The sequence below is a fragment of the Aliarcobacter faecis genome (genome assembly GCF_013201705.1).
Taxonomy (GTDB): Bacteria; Campylobacterota; Campylobacteria; order Campylobacterales; family Arcobacteraceae; genus Aliarcobacter; species Aliarcobacter faecis.
Genome location: NZ_CP053837.1, coordinates 243409 through 268405, shown reverse-complemented (window position 1 = coordinate 268405; position 24997 = coordinate 243409). Strand labels below are relative to the sequence as shown.

Sequence of the window (24997 nt, the reverse complement as noted above, 5' to 3'; positions counted from 1 at the left end):
TCTATTTTTGCTAAATTTAAATACAATTCTTGCTACAATATCTTTATGAAAAAAATAACTTATGAAAAGCGAGCTAAAATAGCAAATAATGTTATGAACTATATTTATAAATATATTGATACAAATATAAATATAGATGAGTTAAGTTTAGAATTAAATATTAGCAAGTTTCATCTTCATCGTATTTTTAAAGAAGAGTTTGGAAAAAATATTTATGAAAGTATTAAATCTATAAGGCTTGAAAAAGCTGCAAATTTACTCATAACAAATAGATTTTCGACAATAAGTGATATTGCTACAATGATAGGATATAGCTCTCAAACTTCATTTTTAAGAAGCTTCAAACAAAGATTCAATATGACTCCAAAAGAGTGGAAAAATGGTGGTTATAAAGAGTATTCAAATAAAATAGTTGAGAAATTCTCACAAGATAAAGAAGATATAGATTTTTTTAATATTGAACCAATAATTGTAAAAATGCCAGAACTAAAAGGTTACTATATAAGACACAAAGGTTATGATAAAACTATAAAACAAACTTGGGCAAAACTTCAAACTTGGATTTATACAAATGATATAAAAGAGTATAAACAAATGGCTCTTTATCATAATAATCCAATTATCACACCCCTTGAAGAGTGCCAATATATAGCTATTGCTGTTTTAAAAGATGAAGAGAATTTAAAAAATTTATCTCTTCCTAATTTAATAATACCAAAAGGAATTTATGCAAAATTTAATTTAAGTGGGAAATATGGTGATGTTATAAAGTTAATTCAATGGGTTTATCATAGTTGGCTGATACGCAGTGGCTATGAAACAACTACAAATCCATCATATACTATTTATAATAAAAATCACTTTTTAAGTGATGATGGGGAATTTATTTTAGATTTTTATTTGCCAATTAGATATGTATAGAGTTTTGCAAAAAAAAACCATTTAAAAGGATAGATAATGAATACAAGTATAGAGTTTATAGCAAATTTTAAAACAAGCCTTGATCCATACAATGGAATAACTATAGAAAAAGAGGATTTACCAAAAGATATTATAGAGTTTGAAAAGAATTTACAAATTTTAATAGATGAAGTAAAAGATAAAAGAAACTTAATTTGGATATATATAGATATAAAAAACTCTGATTTTATTCCAATATCTACAAAATATGGTTTTACTTTTCACTCTTGCAATAAAAATTATCTACTTTTAGTAAAAGTTTTAAAACAAAATGCCATAGTTCCAACACTAGCAAACCATACTTTAGGAGTTGGAGCTATTGTAATAAATAGTAAAAAAGAGATTTTACTTATAAAAGAGAATATAAGAAATGAGTATTATAAACTTCCTGGTGGACATATTGATGATGCAGAGATGATTTCTCAGGCTTTAAGTAGAGAAGTTTTTGAAGAGACAGGAGTTGTTGTAGAGTTTGAAAAAATTGTCTCCTTAGGACATTTTTATCCACACCAATTTCATAAATCAAATTTATATGTTCTATGTCTAGCCAAACCAAAAAGTTTAAAAATTGATATAAAAGATAAAGAGGAGATAAGTGAAGCTATTTGGCTAAAACTAGATGAGATGTTTGATAGAAATGATATTCATCAATATACAAAAACTATCGTAAAATCAGCAATAAGTCAGGGTGGATTAGAAAAGAATGAAACTTCTATTTTAAGTCATCTTAAAAATGAATTTGAACTTTTTTTTGTAAAAGAAAAGTGATTTATAAAACAAATATCTATTGTTTTTTATTTTAAGAAAATTTTTAATCTACTTAGTAATTTATGTTTATAAAGTAGTATCAAAAGAATGAAAAGGTTTTGTTACCATCTAAAAGCTAAAATTTGCTAGAATCTTAACAAAATTTCTAAAAAAAGATAGAAGATGATTACACTAAACAATATAAAAAATGCTAGAAAAAGATTAGAAAACACTGTTTCAAAAACTCCACTTATGAAAGCTCCATTTCTAAGCCTTGAAAAGAACTCTCAAATTTTCTTAAAAGAGGATAACCTTCAAATAACAGGAAGCTTTAAATTAAGAGGTGCTTTTAATAAAGTGGCTATGTTAGATGAAGCTAAAAGAAAAGCTGGAGTTGTAGCTGCAAGTGCAGGAAATCATGCTCAAGGCTTAGCTTTTGCAGCACAATATTTTGGATGTGAAGCAACTATTTTTATGCCAGAAGCTACACCTCTTACAAAAGTTTTAGGAGTAAAATCTTATGGGGCAAATGTAGTTTTAACAGGTGAAAATTTTGATGAAGCCTATGCAAGTGCCGTAAAATTTACAAAAGAGAATAATAAAGAGTTTGTTCACCCTTTTGCTGATGATGAAGTAATAGCTGGTCAAGGAACAATAGCTTTAGAAGTTTTAGAACAAATTCCAGAGATTGAACACCTAATAGTGCCAATTGGTGGTGGTGGTTTAATAGCAGGTATTGCAATAGCAGCAAAATCTATAAATCCAAATATAAAAATAACGGGTGTTGTTGCAAGTGGTGCAAAAGGTATGAAAGAGAGTTTTGAAGCAAGACTTCCTATTGATTCAAGTAGTGTAAGAACTATTGCTGATGGGATTGCTGTAAGAGATGTTACTCCAAAACTTTTAGATATTATATTAGAGTATGTAGATGAAATAGTAGAAGTAAGTGATAATGAAATCTCAAATGCAATTTTATTTTTATTAGAACGACATAAACTTATGGTTGAAGGAGCTGGAGCAGTAAGTGTTGCAGCAATTATGCATGATAAAGTTGATATTGAAAATAAAAAAGTTTGTGCAATAGTTAGTGGCGGAAATATTGATGTTACAATGTTATCTTTAATAATTGAAAAAGGTTTAATTAAATCTCACAGAAAAATGAACTTAATAGTTACACTTATGGATAAACCAGGAGCTTTGATGAAGCTAACAGAGATTTTCACAAAAAGTGCAGCAAACATAGTTCAAATTGATTTTGATAGAAATTCACTTAAATTAGAGTTTGGAGAAGCTCATGTTACAATAGCTTTAGAAACAAAAGGTGAAGAACATCAAGAATTAATAAGAGAAAATTTGAAACAACAAGGCTTTAGATTTAAACAAATCTAACTTAATTTATAATATTTATAAAGTTTTTAGAAAACAAATATTATAATCCGAGCATAATTTAGTAATTGTAGAAAGAAAAAAAGGAAGAAAATGGAAGGAAGACTGTTTACATTCTTAGGAACTATTGGTGGTCACGGTCAAGAGTGGATAATTTTATCTCACTTTGTTTTAGTAATTGGAATTATTTTTCTAATTTCAAGAATGGCTACAAGAAAACTACAACTAGTTCCAACTGGAAGTCAAAATGTTATGGAAACATTTGTAGGTGGTATTATTACTATGGGTAGCGATACAATGGGTGAAAAAAATGCTAGAACTTATATGCCTTTAATTGGCTCTTTAGCTTTAGTTATTTTCGTAAGTAATATGATTGGGGTAATTCCAGGATTTGAAGCACCTACTTCAAATATTAACTTTACTCTATCTTTAGCTTTAATTGTATTTGTTTATTACAACTATTTAGGAATTAAGAAAAATGGTTTTGTAAACTATTTCAAACACTTTATGGGACCAATGCCAATACTTGCTCCTTTAATGTTCCCAATTGAAATTATTTCTCATATTTCAAGAATTATATCTTTATCTTTTAGATTATTTGGATCAATTAGAGGAGATGATATGTTCTTAATGGTTCTTTTAATGTTAGTTCCATGGATTTTACCATTACCAGGGTTTTTCCTATTAACAGCATTTGGTTTCTTACAAGCATTTATTTTTAGTATCCTAACATATGTTTATATTGCTGGATCTATTATGATGGAAGAAGAACATCATTAAGAAAATTCTTAAAGATTAAAAGGGAGGTGGCAGAATTTGCTACTTCCCTTTTTTTATTGGAAAATTATGAAAGAATTAAAAACTTATTTAATCACAGACCCACAATTTTTTACAAATAATCCTCAAACTTTTAAAGAAAAACTAAAAAAAGTTTTAAGTAATCATAAAATAGATATTGCTTGTTTTAGAGATAAAAGTTCTAAGAATATTGAAGAGTTAGCCAAGAGTTTTTTACAAGTTTGTAAAGAGTTTAAAATAAAAAAAATTTTAATCAACTCAAATATCGATTTAGCAAAAAGTCTAGGCTTTGATGGAGTCCATCTAAACTCCACACAATTTGATAAAATAGATTTTGCAAAGAGTTTAAATCTTTTTACAATTATCTCTTGCCATAATTTTGATGAACTAGAAATGTCTCTAAAGTTTGGTTCAGAATTTGTTACATACTCCCCTATTTTTGATAGCCCAAATAAAGGAGAAGCAAAAGGTATAGAAAACTTAAAAAATACTATAGATAAATTCCCTAAGCTAAATATAATAGCACTTGGAGGAATAATCACAAAGGAACAAATAAAGCAGATACAAAGCACAAAAGCCTATGGTTTTGCATCTATTAGATATTTTATTTAAACTTCCAAGAAATCTATACTATTCTCTTTTAAATAAACTAAATATCCAGATACATTTTGTGTCTTAAAAATATCGCAAATTGCTTTTTTATAATACTCAACTTGTGTTTTATGAGAAGATAAAATTTCAGATGTAGTTTTATAATCAACAATAATAAATCTATTCTCTTTATATAAAAGTAAATCTAGGATTTTCACCTCTTCATTATATATTAAAGCTTGTTCATGAACAATTTGAGCATTTTGTACCAAATTTTGAAACTTTAAATTTTCTATTAGATTTTTAACTATTCCTTCAATTTTTACAAAATCACTCTCTTGTAAATAGTTAAAATATTTTGCTTTAGATAAATTTATACCATGTTTAAGAGCTTGTAAATCAAACTTATTCATCATTTCTAAAGTATAGTGAGTTGCCAATCCAAAATATCTTGATTTTAAAATTTCACTATTATAACTACTCTCCTTAGCTATTTTTATCTCTTGTTTTCCTAAATTTAAAGGCTCATAAACTATTTTATCAACACTATTTTTTCTATTTATAACTTCACTTAAAATAAGATTCCCAATTTTTAAAGCAGATAAATTTAGAATTTCAAAAACACTATTTTTCTCTTTTTTGAAAATTATCAAATTATTTCTTGCTCTTGTAAGTGCTACATATAACACATTTTTTTCATCATCTAAACTTAAACTCTTCTCTTTGTCTAAAGCTCTTTTATAGTTTTCATCAAAATTTTCATAACCTGAAATTTTATAATAGATGTTTTGTAAATTTATATTTTCATAATCAAATAATAAAGAACTTCTATCTATATTTTTCTTCTTAATTCTATCAAGCAAAATTGTTGTATGAAACTCTAAACCTTTTGATTTAAAAATTGTAAGTATCTGTAAACCTGAATTTTCACTATTCTCAATACTAATATCAAGTTTATCTATCTCATAAACAAAATCTACAATATTTATATATTTAGTTGATTGTTCTATTAACTTAACTATATTTTCATCAATAATATTAAAATAATTTGCTACTAAATACAACACCTTTTCAACACTTATTTCATTTAAATCTATATTAAATAAAAATTCACTATTTAGATTTTTTCCAACTAAAGCATTAAAATTTTCTTTATAAATATTTTCTTGAAAATAGATATATTTTACTGCATTTATTAAGGCTTTTACATTTTGCTGATTTATTAGTTTTGAACTCATATCAGTTCTTATTTTTATCTCTGGTAAATTCTCTTTTAGATAATAAAAAAGCTCTAAAACATCACTATTTGTATAACATAATATTGCAATATCATTCTCATTTATACCACTAGAAATCAACTCTTTTATCTTGTTTAGAATACCCAAAAACTTCTCTTCATTTTGTAAGTTTTCATCTAAAATAACTTCAGCAAAACCATCTTTTCTAACACTCTCTTGAACCAAATAATCATAATTTGAAAGATTTATAAAAGTGTTATTTACAAAATCAATAATATTTCTACTAGATCTATAATTTGTATTTAGATTTGCAAGTTTAATAGTAGGATTTTCTTTTAAAACATAATCAAAAAGTTCTCTTTTCCCACCACGAAACCTATAAATACTCTGCTTTGGATCTCCAACATAAAAAAATGTTTTAAACTTTTCACTATCTCCTGCAATTACTTCATCAATTAAAGGTTTTAAAATCTTATATTGCAAAATAGAAGTATCTTGAAACTCATCAATCAAGATATGATTATAGTTACTATCAAGTCTAAAATATAAAAAATCTTTATTAATTTTATCGTTTAAAAGTTCATAAACTAAATTAGAGATATCATTAAACTCAAAGTAGTTTTTCTCAATATTAAAACTTTTTTTAAACTCTTTAAAATTTATATAAAGCTTAAAAATTTTATTCAAACTATATGAAGCTCTTAATTTATAGTAGTTTAAGAACCCCTCTTTTAACTCTAAAAAAATAGAATTTATCTCTTCATTTGTACATTTTTTAAAATAGGAGTAATCATATAAACTCTCTTTTTCTATCCAAGTTTTTGAAAACAACTCCTCAAAAGAGTTAAAATCTACAGCTTTTATAGCACTTGCACTTGCCATACTACAGTTTAAAAAGTGTTCTTTAATTTTAAAAGCTTTTTGTAAAATATCATCTTTTAAAATATCTAAAAATTGTGCATCAATTTCAATAGGATTTATACTCTCATTTTTCTCAATTAAACTTTTAAATAGCTCAAAAATAGAGTTAAATTTTTTCTTCTCATACAAAGAGAACTCAACAAGCTCTTTAAAACTATTTTCATCTAAACTTTGTAAAAACTTAAAACTTAAAACTTCTATATCATCATTTAAAATTTTAAAATCATCACTTATTCCAATATACCCACAAAACTCTCGTAAAATCTTATTTACAAATTTATCAATAGTAAAAATGCTTAAACTATCATTTGTAAAAAGTTTTATTAATAATTGCTTTTTACCTAAAATCTGCTCTTTTTCTAAACCTGAAACTTTTATAATTTCACTTAAATAGGCTTCATCATCACCTAAAGTTTGTAAAGTATTAAACACCCTTTGACTCATTTCAAAAGCTGCTTTATTTGTAAAAGTAAGAGTTAAAATCTCACTAGGCTTTGCACCAAGAAGAAGTAAACTAATATATCGAACTGTTAGAGCAAAAGTCTTTCCACTTCCTGCACTTGCTTTTAATGCTAAATATTTTTCCATAATTCGATTTTACTATATTTCATTTTAAAAGAGATTTTTAGATATAATCTAAGCTTTAAAATTTACAAGGATATTTTTTATGGCACAAACAAACCCAAAAGTTCAAACTCTAATTGATGCTATTCCATATTTTAAAAAATTTTATGGAAAAACTATTGTTATAAAATATGGTGGGAGCGCACAAACAAGTGATGATTTAAAAGAAAAATTTGCTCAAGATATTGTTCTACTAACACTTTTAGGTATAAAACCTGTTGTTGTTCATGGTGGAGGAGCAAGAATTACAGAACTTTTAAATAAGCTTGAAATTCCATCATCTTTTATTGATGGATATAGAGTTACTTGTAAAGAGAGTATGAGAGTTGTTGAGATGGTTTTAAGTGGAGAGATAAATAAAAATATAGCTTCTTTACTTAACTTTCACGGTGCAAAAGCTATTGGAATATCTGGGAAAGATAGTAGTATTATAAAAGCTATTCCAAAAGATGGAGGAAAGTTTGGATACACTGGAGATATCACAGAAGTTAATGGTGAACTAATTAATAACTTAATAAAAGAGGGATTTATCCCTGTTATTGCACCTATTGCAAATGGAGATGAACCAAATCATCCAGGGTATAATATAAATGCAGATGTTGCAGCTTGCGAAATTGCGATGGCTTTAAAAGCTCAAAAAGTTATATTTTTAACAGATACAATTGGTGTATTAAATAAAAATGGAGAGTTAATCCAAACTTTAGACAAAGCAAATGTTGAGATGTTTAAAAAAGATGGAACAATTGCTGGTGGAATGATACCAAAAGTTGATTCTTGTATAGAAGCTATTCACAATGGTGTAAATAAAGCACATATTATTGATGGAAGAGTTGAACACTCTATTTTGTTAGAGCTATTTACAAGTGATGGAGTTGGAACGCAATTTATAAGAGTAGATAATCCAAATAATGGTATTGATATAGAAAAATTATTAAATAGTTAATTTTATCTACTTTAGCAATTTCTTTATAAATTGTATTAAAAAGTAGTTATTAAAAAAACCGTTCTCTTCAAAATGAGAACTATTTAAAAGGAGAAAATATGGGATTTATTGAAACAAGAGGAAATGATGGGATTAAAGCAAAAGAGGTTAGTTTTAGTGAAGCTATTTTAAACCCTAGTAGCTCTTTTGGTGGATTATATGTACCAAAAGAATTACCAAATCTAGGTCAAAGTTTTATAGAAAATCATATAAATAAAAGTTATAAAGAGTTAGCTTTTAATATTTTAAAAGCTTTTGAAATTGATATAGAAGATAATGAAATACAAAAAGCTTTAGATTTATATGATAATTTTGATAATCCAAAAAATCCAAGTCCTGTTATAAAAGTAAAAGATGATTTATATGTAAATGAACAATATCATGGTCCTACACGAGCATTTAAAGATATGGCCCTTCAACCTTTTGGATCAATTTTTAGCTCAATTGCACAAAAAAAAGATGAAAATTATCTAATACTTGCAGCTACAAGTGGAGATACAGGACCTGCTGCTTTAAATACTTTTAGAAATAAAAAAAACATTCAAGTAGTTTGCCTATATCCAGACGGAGGAACAAGTGATGTTCAAAGACTCCAAATGGTTTGTGAAGAAGCAGATAATTTAAAAGTTTTAGGAATTAAAGGGAACTTTGATGATGCACAAAATGCACTAAAAACTCTTTTAGCTTCAAATAGCTTTAAAAGTGAATTAGAAAAATACAATATAAATTTAAGTGCTGCAAACTCTGTAAACTTTGGAAGAATTATTTTCCAAATTATCTATCACTTTTGGTCATATTTAGAACTAATTAGACAAAATGGTATTAAAAATGGTGAGAAAATATATTTAGTAGTTCCAAGTGGAAATTTTGGAAATGTTTTAGGGGCATATTATGCACAAAAAATGGGTTTAGCAATTGAAAAACTTTTAGTTGCTTCAAATGAGAATAATATTCTTACAGAATGGATAAATACAGGAGTTTACGATATTAGAGAAAAAACTCTAAAATTAACAAAATCTCCAGCTATGGATATATTAAAATCTTCAAATATTGAAAGAGTTATCTACGACTTATTTGGAAGTTCAAGAACAAAAGAACTAATGGAAGATTTAAACTCAAAAAATATTTTTAAACTGACAAAAGATGAGACAAAAGAGTTACAAAAATATTTTAGTGCTACTTTTAGTAATGATACTTTTGGAAATAAAACAATAAAAGAGTTCTTAGATATTGGCTACTTAATGGATCCACACACTGCAACTTGTATAAAAGCCTATAATGAATTAAAAGACAAAGCTCTAAAAACAGTGATATATTCAACAGCTGAGTGGACAAAATTCTCTCCAACAGTTTTAAATGCTCTAAAACAAGATTCTGAAAAATATAGTGATAAAGAAGCTTTAGAAGAGATTAGTTCAAAATTTAAAGCAAATTTACCACAATCAATCAAAGATTTATTTAGTGCAAAAACAATCCATAATTCAATAATCGAAAAAGAAAATATTGAATCTGAAATCATCAAATTTATTAGAAAATCATAAGATTTTCTAATAATATTTATTTTAATTATTAAATAAATCTACTTTTTCTACACATTCCATTAATCTTTCGTTTAAAATTTGATACAAATCAATAATTCTTAAGAATCTTTATATTAAAATCGAGCCTGATTCTAATTTTAAAAAAAGGAAGCCAAATATGTCTAAAAATACAAATAGACGAGATTTTATTGGCTACTCATTTGCAGCTGTTGCTGCAGTTGGAGGAGCCGCATCTTTGTATGGTATGAAACAGGTATGGGATCCACTTCCTAGCGTTTTAGCTGGTGGGTTTACTGAGATTGATTTAAGTGGTTTAAAAGCTGGTGAACCATCTACATTTACTTGGAGAGGGAAACCAATATTTGTTTTAAAGAAAACAGCTGATATGGAGAGTTCAAAAAGAGATTTAGTAATAGGCGATGATAGATATACTGTTGCTATTGGTCTTTGTACACACCTAGGTTGTATTCCTGCATGGAAAAAAGATCAATGGAAATGTGCATGTCACGGTGGAGAGTTTAATGCAAGTGGTCAACAAATTTTTGGTCCACCACCAAGACCATTAGATTTACCTCCATTTGAAGTAAAAGGAAACTCTATTGTTCTTGGAAATGAAGGACCAGAGTATAAAAAAATCGCTCAAGCGATGATGGCATAAGAAGGAGAAAGAGATGGCAAAATTTAAAAAAGCTAACTCTGTTGGTGAGTGGTTAGACCAAAGATTAAATCTAACAACTTTCAATAAAGTTATGATGACTGAGTATTGGATTCCAAAAGATATTAACTTCTTATGGGCTATGGGTGTTTTATTAGCTACAACATTTGGTATTTTAATAATTTCTGGATTATTTTTAATGATGTACTATAAACCAGATGTTGCACTAGCATTTGATTCTGTAAACTATACAATTATGCAAGAAGTTGCATTTGGTTGGTTATTTAGACATATACATGGTGTTGCAGCTTCTGTTGTTTTCTTAATTATCTATATTCATATGCTAACAGGAATTTATTATGGTTCTTATAAGCAAGGTAGAGAGATGATTTGGATCTCTGGAATGCTACTATTTGTTACATTTAGTGCTGCTGGATTCTCTGGTTATATGTTACCTTGGGGACAGATGTCTTACTGGGCTGCAATGGTTATTACAAACTTATTTGGTGGAGTTCCTGTTATTGGAGATGCTCTAGTTGTTTGGATTAGAGGAGATTTCAATGTTGCTGATGCAACATTAACAAGATTCTTTATGCTACATGTATTCTTATTACCTATTGCTATTATGGGTCTAATTGGTTTACACTTCTACACATTAAGAATCCCTCACGTAAACAATCAAAGTTCTGAAGAGCTTGATTTTGATGCTGAAGCTGAAAAATATTTAAGTGGTAAGAAAAAAGAGTCAAAAGTTATTCCTTTCTGGCCTGTATTTATCTCAAAAGATTTAGCAGTTCTTGGAGTATTCCTAATATTCTACTTCTATTTAGTATTCTTCCATTATAACTTTGCAATGGACCCAGTAAATTTTGATCCAGCAGATTCAATGGTAACACCAGCTCATATTTATCCTGAGTGGTATTTCTTATGGTCATACGAAGTATTAAGAGGTTTCTTCTTTGATATCGCAGGTATTAAAGCATTTGATATTGGTCTAATTGCATTTGCATTTGCAAATGGTATTTTCTTTATTTTACCTTGGTTAGATAGAGATACAAAAATTTTACCAGCACATAAAAGACCTCTATTCTTTATTTGGTTCTGGATTTTAATGGCAGATTTAATTGTATTAACTGTATATGGAAAACTTCCTCCAACAGGTACAAATGCATGGGTAGGATTCTATGCAGCAGTTATATTTATTTTACTGTTTATTCTACTTCCAGTTATTTCAAAACTTGATCAAAAAAGAAGGGGTTAAGATATGAGAGAATTAAAAATATTAGCAGTAGTAATAGTTCTTACACTTATTACTTACTGGGGAGTTGAGCCTTTTGCTCACTCACAAATGCACCCACATGTTTCTCCTGCAAACTTCAAATTTGAAGAAGCAGATAAAATTAGTGCAAAAGAGAATATAGAAAAAGCTACTAAAGCTTTAGAAGAAGCAAAAAAAGCTAATAACGAAAAAGCTATTAAAGGTGCAACAGCAACTTTAGAAGAAGTTACAACTTTTGATAAAACAATTAATGAGTTTTGGGCTTCAAATGAAGAGGCTATTAAAGCAACTGGTAATGTAGCAAATGGTGAGGTTTTAGTAACATCAAACTGTACAGCTTGTCATAGTATTGAGTCAAAAGGATTCCCAAAATTAATGGATAATGCAAGTGCAGGAGCTGCTTATGGAGTTACTCCTCCTGATTTAGGAAGTGCTGGAAAACTTTACTCAAAAGAGTATTTAGTTGCATTTATTAAAAATCCAGCATTAGCATCTAAAGTTTCACATAAATTTGTAGATGGAAAAGCTCATCCAATGCCAGGTTATGACTGGATGCAAGCACAAGAAATTGCTGATATGGTTGCTTATTTAGAATCAATTGCTCCAAAAGAGATGACAAATAAAGAAGTATTTTCTGATGCTTGTCAAAGATGTCACGATATTAAATATGCTGATATGAAAGGTGGTTCTATGTCATCATTTACAGCACATAATGACATAAAAACTTATATGGGTAAATTACCACCAGATTTATCTCAATATATTAGAAGTAGAGGAGCTGAGTATTTACAAACATTTATAAATGATCCTCAAAAACAACTTGAAGGAACAGCAATGCCAAGAGTTGGTTTAACACAAGAGTCTCAAGCTCAAGTTATTAAATATCTTGAAGAAATTGGAGATTCTAAAAAAGCACAAAGAGAAGAGTTAGGACCTAAATTCTTAATCTATCTAGTGATTTTTGCAATCTTTGCATTCTTATGGAAAGCAAGCAGATGGAGAGATGTTCACTAAGAACATCTTTTCAAAATATAGAAGAGAAAATTATTAATTATTGCATCTTTAGCATCTAGTTCACTTTTTGCAAATGATGCAATACAAGAGTCTATGTCTAAAATGGAAAAAGGTATGGCATTAATTCAAAAAGGTTTTTTAAATAACAACATTGAATTAATAAAAGAAGGAAATAAACTTGTAAAAGATGGAAATAATCTTTTTATAGAAAAAAGTTCAATTTCACAATACCGTCAAAAAATAAAAAGCATATATCAAATATTGCTGAAAATCCTTCAAAAGAATTACTTTAAATGTAGTTGAATTAGAAGAAAACTTAAAAAACAAAGCATTTGCTAAATCTGGAAACTCTTATTCAGATATGTTAAATGCCTGTTCTAACTGTCACTCAATAGTTAGAAATTGATAAGAAGTATAAAAGAGTAATCTTTACTCTTTTATATAATAACTTTTGAACTAGCAGATACAATTGCCGTTTGGGATCTTAAAATCAAATTTGAATTAAATCCAACTATAAAATCTTTATTAAAAAGCTCTCTTTCTCTTTTTGAAAAACCACCTTCAGTTCCAATTATTAACCTTTCAATTTCATCTTTTTTTTCATCTATTAAATTATCTGAAAAATCGAGTAAGTATGAGTTTGGAAATTTTTGTAAGAATCCATCTAAATTTTTATAAATATCTAATTTTATAATACTACTTCTTCCACATTGAGCTGAAGAGTTTATTAAAATCTTCTTTAATTTCTCAAAATTAATTTTAAAATTCTTCTGTGAAAAATCAGCATATACAAAACTTATCTTATCTACTCCCAACTCATTTAAAGAGCTTATATTCTCATATATAGTTTTTGGATCAACTACACACCAAGCCAAGTGAAGTTTTTTTGAATTTTCTATCTCTTTTTCTTCACTTAAAATTAAATTTAAAATAGCTTTTTTTTTGTCAATAAAATTTAATTTATATAAATATAAATTTTTATCTTCTAAATTTCTAAAATAAATCTCATCATCAATTTTATGTCGTCTTGCTTTAATTATATAATTATAAACTTCATCTTTTATCTCTAAAATATCATTACCACTTAAAGCTTCATAAACAAATTGCATTAAAATACCTTGCTAACTACATAAACTAAAACTAAAACAGAAATTTCAATTAAATATATTTTTTTAGCATAGATATAAAAATCCTCTTGTAATTGAGTATCAGCAACTTTTATAACTCTCTGTTTTTTATATCTTTTTATCTCAATTACTAATAAAAATATTGAAGCTGGTATCATTAAAGCTATTGTAAAACTAAAATGTTGTGCATAAAAAGCAACTATTGTACCTGTATAAATTACGATTGCATTACTTAAATGATAAATTGGAGTCATAAATTTTAATCTTTTTGCCAAAGACATAAAATCTTTTTTTGAAACAACAGAGTATAAATTAAAAAGCATAATTGCTAAAAAAATATATATTGCATAAATATGTGTAGATATTGCATCTTGCATAATTTCCATATTAAGTTTATCTCACTTTTAAAAATTTTTGCTATTATATCCAACTTATGATAAGTTTACATTTTTCAATATTTCATACATTTTTTTATAATATAAGGATTTTTTAATAGATGGCAAATAATTTTAATAAAAAAGCAGTAGTAATTTTAAGTGGCGGAATGGATTCAACTCTTAGTTCATACATAGCAAAAAACAGTGGTTATGAACTAATTGCAGTTCATTTTAACTATGGACAAAGAACACAAACTAAAGAGCTAAAAGCATTTAGAGATATTTGTGAAAAACTAAATGTTTTAAATAAATATGAAATTGATATTCCATTTTTTACTCAAATTGGAGCTAGCGCTTTAACAGACAAATCAATAGAAGTACCAATAAATGGTATTGAAAAAGGTATTATTCCAATTACTTATGTTCCTTTTAGAAATGGGATATTTTTAAGTATAGCTAGTGCAATTGCTGAAAAAGAGAGTGCAAGTGCTATGTACATTGGAGTAGTTCAAGAAGATAGTTCAGGATACCCTGATTGTACAAACAGTTTCATTAACTCCATTCAAAAAGCTATAAATGAGGGTACAAAAGATAGTACAAATATAGAGATTATCACTCCTTTAGTAAATTTAAGTAAAGCACAAATTGTACAAGAGGCTATAAAATTAAATGTTCCTCTTGAACTAACTTGGTCTTGCTATAAAGAAGAGGATGAAGCTTGTGGAGTTTGTGACTCTTGTAGATTAAGATTAAATGGATTTAACGAAGTAAATTCAAAAGATCCTATAAAATATAAGGAGATTTTCTAATGTGGGAAATATCAAAAGAGTTTGATTTTTGTTATGGACATAGAGTTTGGTCGCAATCATTAGATGTTGAATTCTCTTTAGATAGCTGTCTAATGTGTAGACATCTTCATGGACATCAAGGAAAAATAATTATATATTTAAAATCAGATAGTTTAAAAAGTGGAATGGTTACAGATTTTAAACATCTTAATTGGTTTAAAAAATTTTTAGATGATATTTTAGATCACAAATTTATAATAGATATAAATGATCCACTTTTTGAAACTTTAATTCCAAATATAGATAAAAAGGATTTAATAGCATTTAAAGAAGGGTATAAAATTGTAGATACAAAACCTTTTAAAGCTGAACTTTTAGAACTTTATGAAAGTTATATAGTTGTAAATTTTGTACCAACAAGTGAAAATCTATCTGCTTGGTTCTTGAAAATAGCACAAGAAAAAATGAAAAAGATAGATATAAAAGTATCAAAAATAGAGTTCTTAGAGACACCAAAAAGTAAAAGCACTTTTTATGCTTGAAGTAAATGAGATTTTTGGACCAACAATTCAAGGAGAAGGAAAACTTTTGGGTACTCCTTCTATATTTATTAGATTTGGAAAATGTAACTTTAAATGTGCAGGATTTAATGTAGAGTACGAAACACCTAGTGGTAAAAAAAAGTGTGCCTGTGACTCATATTATGCAGTTGATATGGAGTTTAGAGATAGTTGGAAAATATATAATTCTCATTTAGATATTGTAAATGAAGTAGATAAGCTTCTTAAGAATTTTGAATATAACTATAAAATTGATATTGTAATAACTGGAGGAGAACCTCTTTTATATTGGAATGATCTAGAATTCCAAAATTTATTAAAATATTATATAAACAAAAAACATAGAGTAACCATAGAAACAAATGCTTCACTAAATATAGATTTTAAAGAAGATTATCAAAAAAATATTCTCTTTTCTATGAGTGTAAAACTAAGTAACTCTTTAGAACCCTTAAAAAAAAGAGTAAACAAAATAACTTTAACAAAAATCTTAGAGAATACAAAAAAGTCTTATCTAAAATTTGTTATAGGAGATGATTTTTTAGAAAAAGCTATGACTGAAATTAAAGATATTTTAAAAGATATTCCAAAATGTGAGGTATATTTAATGCCCTTAGGTGATACTGCTTCAAGCATTGACAAAAATTCTTTAGAAGTAGTAAATCTTGCTATAAAATATGGTTTTAAATATTCAGATAGACTACATATTAGAATTTGGAATAATCAAAGAGGAGTTTAATCTAATAAAAATATTGTTATAATAAAAATTATATGCAAAAACAAAAGGATAGATATGAAATTTAGTGGTAAAAATGTTTTGATAACAGGAGCTAGTAAAGGTATTGGAGCACAAATTGCACAAACGCTTGCAAGCTATGGACTAAAAGTATGGATAAACTATAGAAGCAAAATTGAAGAAGCAGAAATAATAAAAGAGCAAATAGAAAAAGCAGGTGGAATAGCAGCAATAATTAAGGCTGATGTTTCAATAGAAGAAGAGTTTATAAATGCTATAAAAACTATAATTGATAGTGATGGAGAGTTAGCTTATTTAGTAAACAATGCAGGAATTACAAAAGATAAATTGGCTCTTAGAATGAGTGTTGAAGATTTTACATCAGTAATTGATGCAAACTTAACATCTGCATTTATTGGATGTAAAGAGTTTTATAAACAAAGAGGTAAAAAAGGATTTGGTTCTGTTGTAAATATATCTTCTATTGTTGGAGAGATGGGAAATCCTGGTCAAGTAAATTATTCTGCTTCAAAAGGTGGTTTAAATGCAATGACTAAATCATTTGCAAAAGAGGCTGCAAGTAGAAATATTAGATATAATGCAGTAACTCCTGGATTTATACAAACAGATATGACAAATTTGTTAAAAGATGAAGTAAAAGCTGAATATGAAAAGAATATTCCTCTTTCAAGATTTGGGAATCCAAGTGAAATTGCAGATGCTGTAGCATTTTTATTAAGTGATCATGCTAGCTATATTACTGGTGAGATTTTAAAAGTAAATGGTGGATTATATGTTTAAAGCTAGGCTTTAAACTATAATTTTAAGAAATTAAAAGGGTTTTTAAAACTTTTTTGCTATAATTTGAAGTTAATTTTATAAAAGGATAAAGATATGGCATTATTAGATGATGTAAAAGCGGTTGTTGTAGAGCAATTAGATTGCGATCCAGCTGAAGTTAAAGAAGATTCAAAGTTCATTGAAGATTTAGGTGCAGATTCACTAGATGTTGTTGAACTTGTAATGGCTTTAGAAGAGAAATTTGACATCGAAATTCCAGATGAAGATGCAGAAAAAATCTTAACTGTAGCTGATGCAATAGCATACATCGAAAATAACGCGTAATTACACGCTTTACTTAAATGAAAGATTAATTCTTTCATTTAAAGATTTCTACTATTGAGTTTTTTTGATAAAAAATTGAATAATTTAAATAAAATATAATTAAATATTGGAGCATAATTAGATGAAAAGAGTTGTTATTACAGGTTTAGGTACAATAAATTCTATAGGTCATAATGTAAATGAATCTTTTGAAGCAGCCGTAAATGGTGTATGTGGAATTGATACAATAACATTATTTGATATTAGTGATTTTTCAGTACAAATAGCAGGAGAGGTAAAAAACTTTGATCCTGAAACTGTAATGGATAAAAAAGAGGTAAAAAAAGCTGATAGATTTATCCAATTAGGGATTAAAGCAGCTCAAGAAGCTATGATTGATAGTGGTTTTACTACACTTGAAAATAAAAAAGTAGATGAAAAAGATGCTCCTAGATTTGGAATTATTTCTGGTTCAGGAATCGGTGGTTTATCTACAATTCAAAAAAACTCTACAATTTGTGATACAAGAGGTTCTAGAAAAATATCTCCATTTTTTATTCCTTCATCTTTAGCTAATATGCTAAGTGGATTTATCTCAATTGAACACAATCTAAAAGGTCCTTCTTTAGGACATGTTACGGCTTGTGCTGCTTCAACTCATGCTTTAAATGATGCTGTTAAAACAATAGCTTTAGGTGGTGCTGATAGAATTTTAGTTGTTGGTGCAGAAAGTGCTATTTGTGGAGCTGGAGTTGGTGGATTTGCAGCAATGAAAGCTCTTTCAACAAGAAATGATGAGCCTAAAAAAGCTTCAAGACCTTTTGATATAAATAGAGATGGATTTGTAATGGGAGAAGGTGCTGGGGCATTAGTTGTTGAAACTCTTGATAGTGCATTACAAAGAGATGCAAAAATCTATTGTGAAATTATTGGATTTGGAGAGAGTGGAGATGCAAATCACATAACTGCTCCTGTTACAGAAGGTCCTCTAAGAGCTATGAAAGCTGCATTTGAAATGGTAAAGAATTTAACAGGAGAATATCCAAAAATAGACTATATCAATACTCATGGAACTTCAACTCCAGTAGGAGATAAGAATGAGACTGCAGCTATAAAAGAGTTATTTGGAGGAAAAGAGAAATGCCCTCCTGTATCTTCTACAAAAGGTCAAATTGGTCACTGTCTAGGTGCTGCTGGTGCAATTGAGGCTATTATGTCAATTAAAGCTTTAAATGAGGGTATTATCCCTCCAACTATTAATGTTGAAAATCAAGATCCTGAATGTGATTTAGATGTTGTTCCAAATATTGCTAGAAAAGTTGAATTAACAACTGTTATGAGTAATAACTTTGGTTTTGGTGGAACAAATGGTTCTGTAATTTTCAAAAAATTTACAAAATAAATCTAAACCTTAAAGAGTAAAATTACTCTTTTCTATAAGGAAAAATATTGGCAACTTACTTAGAATTTGAAGATAAAATAAGAAAAATAGAAGAAGAGATTATAACAGCAAAAAGTAGAGCAGATGAACCAGCTGTTGAAATTTTAAATAAAAAACTTGATAAAGAAGTTGAAAAGACATTTAAAAATTTAAATGATTATCAAAAACTTCAACTTGCACGACATCCAGATCGACCTTATGCACTTGATTATATAAATGGACTTTTAACTGATGCTTATGAAATTCATGGAGATAGACATTTTGTAGATGACCATGCAATAGTATGTTACTTAGGTTTTATAGGAACACAAAGAACACTTATTATTGGAGAACAAAAAGGTAGAGGAACTAAAGAAAAATTAAAAAGAAACTTTGGAATGCCTAGTCCAGAAGGTTATAGAAAAGCTTTAAGAGCTGCTCAAATGGCTGAAAAATTTCAAATTCCAATTCTAATGCTAGTTGATACTCCAGGTGCATACCCTGGACTTGGAGCTGAAGAGAGAAATCAAAGTGAAGCAATTGCAAAAAATCTTTACGAATTTGCAAATCTTACAACTCCAACAGTTTCAGTTGTAATTGGAGAAGGTGGAAGTGGTGGAGCTTTAGCAATCTCAATAGCAGATAAACTAGCGATGATGAGATATTCAGTATATGCTGTTATTTCTCCTGAAGGGTGTAGTGCTATTTTATGGAACGATCCATCAAAAGTTGAAACTGCTGCACAAGCACTTAAAATTACAGCTGAAAATTTAAAACAACAAAACTTAATTGATGATGTTGTAAACGAACCTTTGATTGGTGCTCATAGAAAAAAAGATGAAGCTATTGTGGCTTTAAAAAAATATTTTTTAAGCTCGATTCTTGAACTTAAAAAATTAAGTCCAGAAGAAAGAAAAGAAAAGAAATATCAAAAAATTATGAGTTTAGGTTCTTTTCAAGAGTAAGATAAACTTTAAAAGTTTATCTTATAAATCATTTTTATCTCTTACAAGTCTTCCAACACTTTCTCCACCTATAATATGAAAATGTAAATGCGAAACCTCTTGTCCCCCATCTTTTCCAATATTTGTTATCATTCTATAACCACTTTCATTTACATTTAACTCTTTTGTAACTTCTCTTATAAAATCACTCATATTTCCCATAATAGTTGATGGAGTATCTTCAAAAGAATTATAATGAGCTTTTGGAATAACTAAAGCATGAACTTTTCTTGTAGGATTTATATCATGAAAAGCCAAAAAATTTTCATCTTCTAAAATAACCTTACTAGGTATCTCTTTATTTACAATTTTACAAAATATACACATATCTTCTCCTTTTAAATGGTTCTATATCCAAAACCCAATATTATAAAACTACTTTTTAATGTAAGCAAAAAGTAGTAAAATTCTAAAAGACTTTCTTAAAGAGATTTCTAAAGAAGAAAGCCTCTTATATACTATATATTGTAACCAAACTCTAATAAAAAATTAGATACAATCTTAGCTTTGAGAATAGAAAAATAATATAAAATAAATTAATTAATAGGAAAAAAAGTGACTCTTTGGATTGAAAAAATACAAAATGCCAAATCTCTTGAAGAGCTAGAAAGCTTAAGAGTTGATACTTTAGGGAAAAAAGGTGTATTAACTTTAGAGTTTGCAAAAATGAAAGATATAGCAAATGAAAATAAAAAATCATTTGCTGAAAACTTAAATCTACAAAAAGAGCTAATAACAAAAGCTCTTGATAGCAAAAAAATTGAACTAGAATTTGAAGCTTTAAATAAAAAATTAGAGTCTGAAAAAATAGATGTTACAAAATTTAACAATGAACTTAGTTGCGGAGCAACTCACCCAGTTGCTGAAACTATGAATAGAATAATTAACTACTTTTTGAATCTAAATTTTGCTGTTGAAGAAGGACCTTTAGTTGAAGATGATTTCCATAATTTTCAAGCTTTAAATCTTCCAGAATATCATCCAGCAAGAGATATGGCAGATACTTTTTATAATAAGGATTATACACTTCTAAGAACTCATACTTCACCAGTTCAAATTAGAACTATGCTAAGCCAAAAAGCTCCAATTAGAATGATTGCTCCTGGAACAGTTTTTAGAAGAGATTTTGATATTACTCATACTCCAATGTTTCATCAAATTGAAGCACTTGTAGTTGATGAAGCTGATAAAATCTCATTCGCAAATTTAAAACATGTTTTAGTTGAATTTTTGCAACATATGTTTGGAGAAGTAGAAGTACGATTTAGACCATCATATTTCCCATTTACAGAACCATCTGCAGAAGTTGATATTTCATGTGTATTTTGTAAAGGAAATGGTTGCCGTGTATGCTCACAAACTGGTTGGCTTGAGGTTCTAGGATGTGGTGTTGTAGATCAAAATGTTTTTGATGCAGTTGGATATACAAATAAATCAGGATATGCCTTTGGTTTAGGAATAGAAAGATTTGCTATGTTAATTCATAGTATTGGAGATTTAAGATCTCTATTTGAAAGTGATACAAGATTATTAGGACAATTTAAATGATAATTACAAGAAGATGGTTAGAAGAGTTTATAAATCTATCAAAAATAAGTACAGATGAGATTTGCAAAACTTTAAATAGTATTGGGTTAGAAGTTGATAGCTTAGAAAAGAATAGTATTGCTTCAAAAGTTGTTGTTGCAAAAGTTTTAAGCAAAGAGAAACATCCTGATGCAGATAAATTAAATATTTGTCAAGTTGACTTAGGAACACAAACTACTCAAATTGTTTGTGGAGCTCCAAATGTTGAAGCTGGTCAAATTGTAGCTGTTGCGACTATTGGAGCAGTTTTAGGAGAAGATTTTAAAATAAAAGCAGCAAAATTAAGAGGGGTTGAATCAAACGGAATGATTTGCTCATCTACTGAACTAGGTCTTCCTAAAATAAATGATGGAATTATGGTTTTAGATGACTCAATAGGAGAGCTTGTTTTAGGAAAAGAGTTAAAAGATTATCCACTCTTAAATGATGATATCATTGAAATTGGTTTGACTCCAAATAGAGGAGATTGCTTAAGTATTTTAGGAGTTGCTAGAGAGCTTAGTGCATTTTATGAAATATCTTTATGTGAACTTGATAAAACTATTAAACATAATGAATCAAGTATAGGTCAAACTTTTAAAATTAATTGTAATAATAAAATAAACTCATCTTTAATCTTTAAAGCAGCAGAGTTTTCTAACTTTAGTTTAGATTTAATTAAAAAATTAAGACTTTCTACTATAAAAAAATATCAAGAAAATAAAGAGTTAAGAAATATTCTAAACTATACAACTCACTCTTGTGGAGTTATTTTAAATGCTTATCCTAAATCAAAATCATCTATTTTAGATATCAAAAAAGATGAAAATGGTTTTGACACAGTATATTTTGGAAATGAAGCTTTAAGTAAACCTTGTGTTTTACAAAATGATTTTGAAGAAATAGAAAAAGAGTTTTTAATCGAAGCATCTTATGTAAATCCTGAGTTAATCTCAAAACTTGTATTTGAAATAAAAATAAAAACTTCTGATATTTTTTATAAATCATCAAGAGGGAGTGAACCAAATATTAGTTTTGGATTAAATTACTTCTCAAATCTTATCTCAAAATTGGGTGCTACTTTATATAAAGGCTCAATTGATTATATAGTTGATACAGAAAAACTATTTATTGATGCAAATATCAAAAAAATAAATTCAATAATTGGGCAAGATATAGAAAAAAGTGAAATTGAAAAGATTTTAATCTCTTTAGGTTTTGAAGTAAAAGAGCCAATAGAAGAGACTCTTTCTATAAAAGTTCCTCATTATAGACATGATATCAGAAATGTAGCAGATATAACTGAAGAGGTTATAAGAATAATTGGAATTGATAATATTAAATCAAAACCTCTTTGTATTGATGAAATAAATAGAGTAAATAAAACAAGTCTTGATTTACAAAAAAGAAATAAACTTAGATATAAAGCAATTGAAAATGGTTTCTTTGAAACTTTAACTTATGTATTTACTTCAAAAGAGAATTTAATAAAATATGGCTTTAAAACTGTAAAAGATAAATTAGAACTTATAAACCCTATAGTAAAAGAGTTAAATACATATAGAACTACCCTACTTTTAAATCTAGTTGAAGCTTGTTCTAACAACTTCAAAACTGGTGCAAGAAGAGCTAGTTTCTTTGAGATTGGAACAATTTTTGATGAAAATAGAGTTGAAAGTAAAAAAATAGCTTTTATTCATAGTGGAGCAAGTGAACAAGAAGATATAGCTAATGCTGGAAAACCAAAAAACATGGATTTCTTCTCATTTGCTAAAAAAGTTCTAAATACTATTGGAGAGTTTGAATTAGAAACTATAGAAAATATTGATAATAAATTTATTCACCCTTATCAAAGTGCAAATATTTTAATTGATGGGGAAATTGTAGGATTTATCTCAAAACTTCATCCTAGCGTTTGTGAAGATTATGATTTAAGTGATACATTTTTTGCTCAAATCAATTTTGATAGTATAAAAAATAATTTGACAAAAGCCTCTTCTTACTCAAAATTCCAAGCTTCAAGAAAAGATTTAAGTATCCTTGCTCCTAAAAATATGGAATTTAAAGAGATTAAAAAAGTTATAAATTCACTAAATAATCCATTAATTAAACAATATAACTTAATAGATATTTATAGTGATGAAAAATTAGGAGAGTTTGAAAGCTTAACGATTAGATTTACTCTTCAAAGTGATGAGAAAACATTAGAAGATGAAGATATAAATTTAGTTATTAACTCAATTTTAGACAGTTTAAAAGATAAATTAAATATTACTTTAAGATAATAAAGGGAAGAAAGTGGAAAAATTTGACATAAAAAGATTATCAAAACCTTTTGATATAACAATAGAAAATATAGCAAGTGATAAATCAATATCTCATAGATGTGCGATGTTTTCACTTTTTTCAAACCAAACTTCATATATAAAAAACTATCTAACTGCTGAAGATACTTTAAATACTCTAAAAATTGTTGAACAATTAGGGGCTAAAATAAAACAAGATGGAAGTAACATAGAGATTACTCCAATTGATACATTAGTTGAACCAAATGATGTTCTTGATTGTGGAAACTCTGGAACAGCTATGAGACTTTTTTGTGGACTATTAGCAAGTGTTGATGGAAGCTTTATTTTAACAGGAGATAAATATCTAAGAAGCAGACCTATGAAAAGAGTTGCTGATCCATTAAGAAGTATTGGAGCAAATATAGATGGAAGAGAAAATGGAAACAAAGCACCACTATTTATTAGAGGTGTAAAAGATTTGAATCCTTTTACATATATCTCGCCAGTTGATTCTGCACAAGTTAAATCAGCGATGATTTTAGCTGCTCTAAGAGCAAAGGGTGTTAGTAAATACAAAGAGAATGAATTAACAAGAGACCATACTGAAAGAATGCTTAGTGGAATGGGTGCAGAAATTTTTACAGATAACGAAGGATTTATAAATATAAATCCTTTAAAATCTCATTTAAAACCACTAAATATAACTGTTCCAGCTGATCCTTCTAGTGGCTTTTTCTTTGCCGTTGCAGCAGCTATATCAAAAGGTTCAAGAGTTGTTATAAAAAATGCCTCTTTAAATCCAACAAGAGTTGAAGCTTATGTTATTTTAAAGAAAATGGGTGCAACAGTAAACTTTATTGAAAAAGAGAATGTTTATGAGCCAATTGGGGATATTGAAGTTATTGGAAATGAACTTACTGGAGTTGAAGTAACTCATAATATTTCATGGTTAATAGATGAACTTCCAGCACTTAGTATTGCTATGAGTTTAGCAAATGGAAAATCTCTTGTAAAAAATGCAAAAGAGTTAAGAGTAAAAGAGAGTGATAGAATTAGTGCTGTTGTAAATAATTTAAAACTTTGTGGAGTTAGTTTTACAGAGTTTGAAGATGGTTATGAAATAGTTGGTGGAAGCTTAAATAAAGCAACTATTGATTCTTTTGGAGACCATAGAATTGCAATGAGCTTTGCAATAGCTGGACTTAATTGTGATATGCAAATAAATGATACAGAGTGTATAAATTCATCTTTCCCAAACTTTAAAGAGATTTTAGACTCTTTATATTAAGGA

General features: G+C 27.8%; 25 protein-coding genes. 21 read left to right on the top strand and 4 right to left on the bottom strand.

Annotated elements, in window-relative coordinates; genetic code table 11:
- Positions 1–45: 45 nt before the first annotated feature.
- The 5 genes from AFAEC_RS01350 to AFAEC_RS01330 all read left to right on the top strand — a co-directional run bounded on the left by AFAEC_RS01350 (position 46) and on the right by AFAEC_RS01330 (position 4503).
- Positions 46–921: an AraC family transcriptional regulator gene (locus AFAEC_RS01350; RefSeq protein WP_026806615.1), complete on the top strand. Its 876-nt coding sequence runs from the start codon at positions 46–48 to the stop codon at positions 919–921.
- A gap of 36 nt (positions 922–957) precedes the next feature.
- Complete coding sequence (locus AFAEC_RS01345; RefSeq protein WP_225442386.1) at positions 958–1728, top strand: NUDIX hydrolase; 771 nt, start codon at positions 958–960, stop codon at positions 1726–1728.
- Between the two features lie 162 nt (positions 1729–1890).
- Positions 1891–3096, top strand: a complete 1206-nt coding sequence (ilvA, locus tag AFAEC_RS01340) for a threonine ammonia-lyase (RefSeq protein ID WP_026806617.1) — start codon at positions 1891–1893, stop codon at positions 3094–3096.
- 90 nt (positions 3097–3186) lie between these two features.
- Entirely contained in the window at positions 3187–3873 is a 687-nt protein-coding gene (locus AFAEC_RS01335; protein ID WP_026806618.1) for a F0F1 ATP synthase subunit A, read from the top strand.
- 66 nt (positions 3874–3939) lie between these two features.
- The gene (locus AFAEC_RS01330) at positions 3940–4503 is read left to right on the top strand and encodes a thiamine phosphate synthase (protein WP_034216719.1); all 564 of its coding nucleotides are present in this window, start codon (positions 3940–3942) and stop codon (positions 4501–4503) included.
- Here the strand turns inward: AFAEC_RS01330 and AFAEC_RS01325 are convergent.
- Positions 4500–7229, bottom strand: a complete 2730-nt coding sequence (locus AFAEC_RS01325; protein ID WP_026806620.1) for a RecB-like helicase — start codon at positions 7227–7229, stop codon at positions 4500–4502. The two genes, AFAEC_RS01330 and AFAEC_RS01325, sit on opposite strands and share 4 nt — an antisense overlap.
- Before the next feature lie 79 nt (positions 7230–7308).
- Between AFAEC_RS01325 and argB the strand changes: the two genes are divergently transcribed.
- From argB to AFAEC_RS01295, 6 genes are all read left to right on the top strand, one after another.
- Positions 7309–8208, top strand: a complete 900-nt coding sequence (argB, locus tag AFAEC_RS01320; RefSeq protein WP_026806621.1) for an acetylglutamate kinase — start codon at positions 7309–7311, stop codon at positions 8206–8208.
- A 98-nt stretch (positions 8209–8306) separates the two neighbouring features.
- Entirely contained in the window at positions 8307–9788 is a 1482-nt protein-coding gene (thrC, locus tag AFAEC_RS01315; RefSeq protein ID WP_026806622.1) for a threonine synthase, read from the top strand.
- 157 nt (positions 9789–9945) lie between these two features.
- On the top strand, positions 9946–10446 hold the full coding sequence (locus AFAEC_RS01310) for a Rieske 2Fe-2S domain-containing protein (RefSeq protein ID WP_026806623.1): 501 nt from the start codon (positions 9946–9948) through the stop codon (positions 10444–10446).
- 13 nt (positions 10447–10459) lie between these two features.
- Complete coding sequence (locus AFAEC_RS01305; RefSeq protein WP_026806624.1) at positions 10460–11704, top strand: cytochrome b; 1245 nt, start codon at positions 10460–10462, stop codon at positions 11702–11704.
- Positions 11705–11707: 3 nt separating this feature from the next.
- Positions 11708–12736 (top strand): c-type cytochrome, encoded by a 1029-nt coding sequence (locus tag AFAEC_RS01300; protein WP_026806625.1) that lies wholly within the window; start codon positions 11708–11710, stop codon positions 12734–12736.
- 114 nt (positions 12737–12850) lie between these two features.
- Positions 12851–13039 carry a hypothetical protein gene (locus tag AFAEC_RS01295; protein WP_027391050.1) on the top strand — a complete coding sequence of 63 codons (189 nt, stop codon included), beginning with the start codon at positions 12851–12853 and terminating at the stop codon, positions 13037–13039.
- A 134-nt stretch (positions 13040–13173) separates the two neighbouring features.
- On the opposite strand, the gene AFAEC_RS01290 is transcribed toward AFAEC_RS01295, so the two are convergent.
- A complete protein-coding gene (locus AFAEC_RS01290) occupies positions 13174–13845 on the bottom strand; it encodes a 16S rRNA (uracil(1498)-N(3))-methyltransferase (protein WP_026806627.1) in 672 nt (223 codons plus the stop codon).
- Positions 13845–14240 (bottom strand): hypothetical protein, encoded by a 396-nt coding sequence (locus tag AFAEC_RS01285; RefSeq protein ID WP_225442385.1) that lies wholly within the window; start codon positions 14238–14240, stop codon positions 13845–13847. Before AFAEC_RS01285 ends, AFAEC_RS01290 begins: the two co-directional genes overlap by 1 nt.
- A gap of 119 nt (positions 14241–14359) precedes the next feature.
- Between AFAEC_RS01285 and queC the strand changes: the two genes are divergently transcribed.
- The 7 genes from queC (at position 14360) to accA (ending at position 19813) form a co-directional block, all read left to right on the top strand.
- Positions 14360–15049, top strand: a complete 690-nt coding sequence (queC, locus tag AFAEC_RS01280; RefSeq protein WP_026806629.1) for a 7-cyano-7-deazaguanine synthase QueC — start codon at positions 14360–14362, stop codon at positions 15047–15049.
- Positions 15049–15570 (top strand): 6-carboxytetrahydropterin synthase, encoded by a 522-nt coding sequence (locus AFAEC_RS01275; RefSeq protein ID WP_026806630.1) that lies wholly within the window; start codon positions 15049–15051, stop codon positions 15568–15570. Before queC ends, AFAEC_RS01275 begins: the two co-directional genes overlap by 1 nt.
- Complete coding sequence (locus AFAEC_RS01270) at positions 15563–16327, top strand: 7-carboxy-7-deazaguanine synthase QueE (RefSeq protein WP_026806631.1); 765 nt, start codon at positions 15563–15565, stop codon at positions 16325–16327. The genes AFAEC_RS01275 and AFAEC_RS01270 overlap by 8 nt, the downstream gene beginning before the upstream one ends.
- Before the next feature lie 54 nt (positions 16328–16381).
- Positions 16382–17125: a 3-oxoacyl-ACP reductase FabG gene (gene fabG / locus AFAEC_RS01265; protein ID WP_026806632.1), complete on the top strand. Its 744-nt coding sequence runs from the start codon at positions 16382–16384 to the stop codon at positions 17123–17125.
- Positions 17126–17218: 93 nt separating this feature from the next.
- Entirely contained in the window at positions 17219–17449 is a 231-nt protein-coding gene (gene acpP, locus AFAEC_RS01260) for an acyl carrier protein (protein WP_024775682.1), read from the top strand.
- 121 nt (positions 17450–17570) lie between these two features.
- Positions 17571–18830, top strand: a complete 1260-nt coding sequence (locus AFAEC_RS01255; protein ID WP_026806633.1) for a beta-ketoacyl-ACP synthase II — start codon at positions 17571–17573, stop codon at positions 18828–18830.
- 47 nt (positions 18831–18877) lie between these two features.
- A complete protein-coding gene (accA, locus tag AFAEC_RS01250; protein WP_026806634.1) occupies positions 18878–19813 on the top strand; it encodes an acetyl-CoA carboxylase carboxyl transferase subunit alpha in 936 nt (311 codons plus the stop codon).
- A gap of 21 nt (positions 19814–19834) precedes the next feature.
- Here the strand turns inward: accA and AFAEC_RS01245 are convergent, their stop codons facing one another.
- Positions 19835–20179: a histidine triad nucleotide-binding protein gene (locus AFAEC_RS01245; RefSeq protein ID WP_026806635.1), complete on the bottom strand. Its 345-nt coding sequence runs from the start codon at positions 20177–20179 to the stop codon at positions 19835–19837.
- 228 nt (positions 20180–20407) lie between these two features.
- On the opposite strand from AFAEC_RS01245, the gene pheS reads away from it, so the two are divergent.
- Genes pheS through aroA form a run of 3 tightly spaced genes read left to right on the top strand, consistent with a single transcriptional unit; the run spans position 20408 to position 24994 of the window.
- The gene (gene pheS / locus AFAEC_RS01240) at positions 20408–21400 is read left to right on the top strand and encodes a phenylalanine--tRNA ligase subunit alpha (RefSeq protein ID WP_026806636.1); all 993 of its coding nucleotides are present in this window, start codon (positions 20408–20410) and stop codon (positions 21398–21400) included.
- Entirely contained in the window at positions 21397–23703 is a 2307-nt protein-coding gene (ytpR, locus tag AFAEC_RS01235; protein WP_026806637.1) for a YtpR family tRNA-binding protein, read from the top strand. Before pheS ends, ytpR begins: the two co-directional genes overlap by 4 nt.
- 13 nt (positions 23704–23716) lie before the next feature.
- Entirely contained in the window at positions 23717–24994 is a 1278-nt protein-coding gene (gene aroA / locus AFAEC_RS01230) for a 3-phosphoshikimate 1-carboxyvinyltransferase (protein WP_026806638.1), read from the top strand.
- Positions 24995–24997 lie beyond the last annotated feature (3 nt).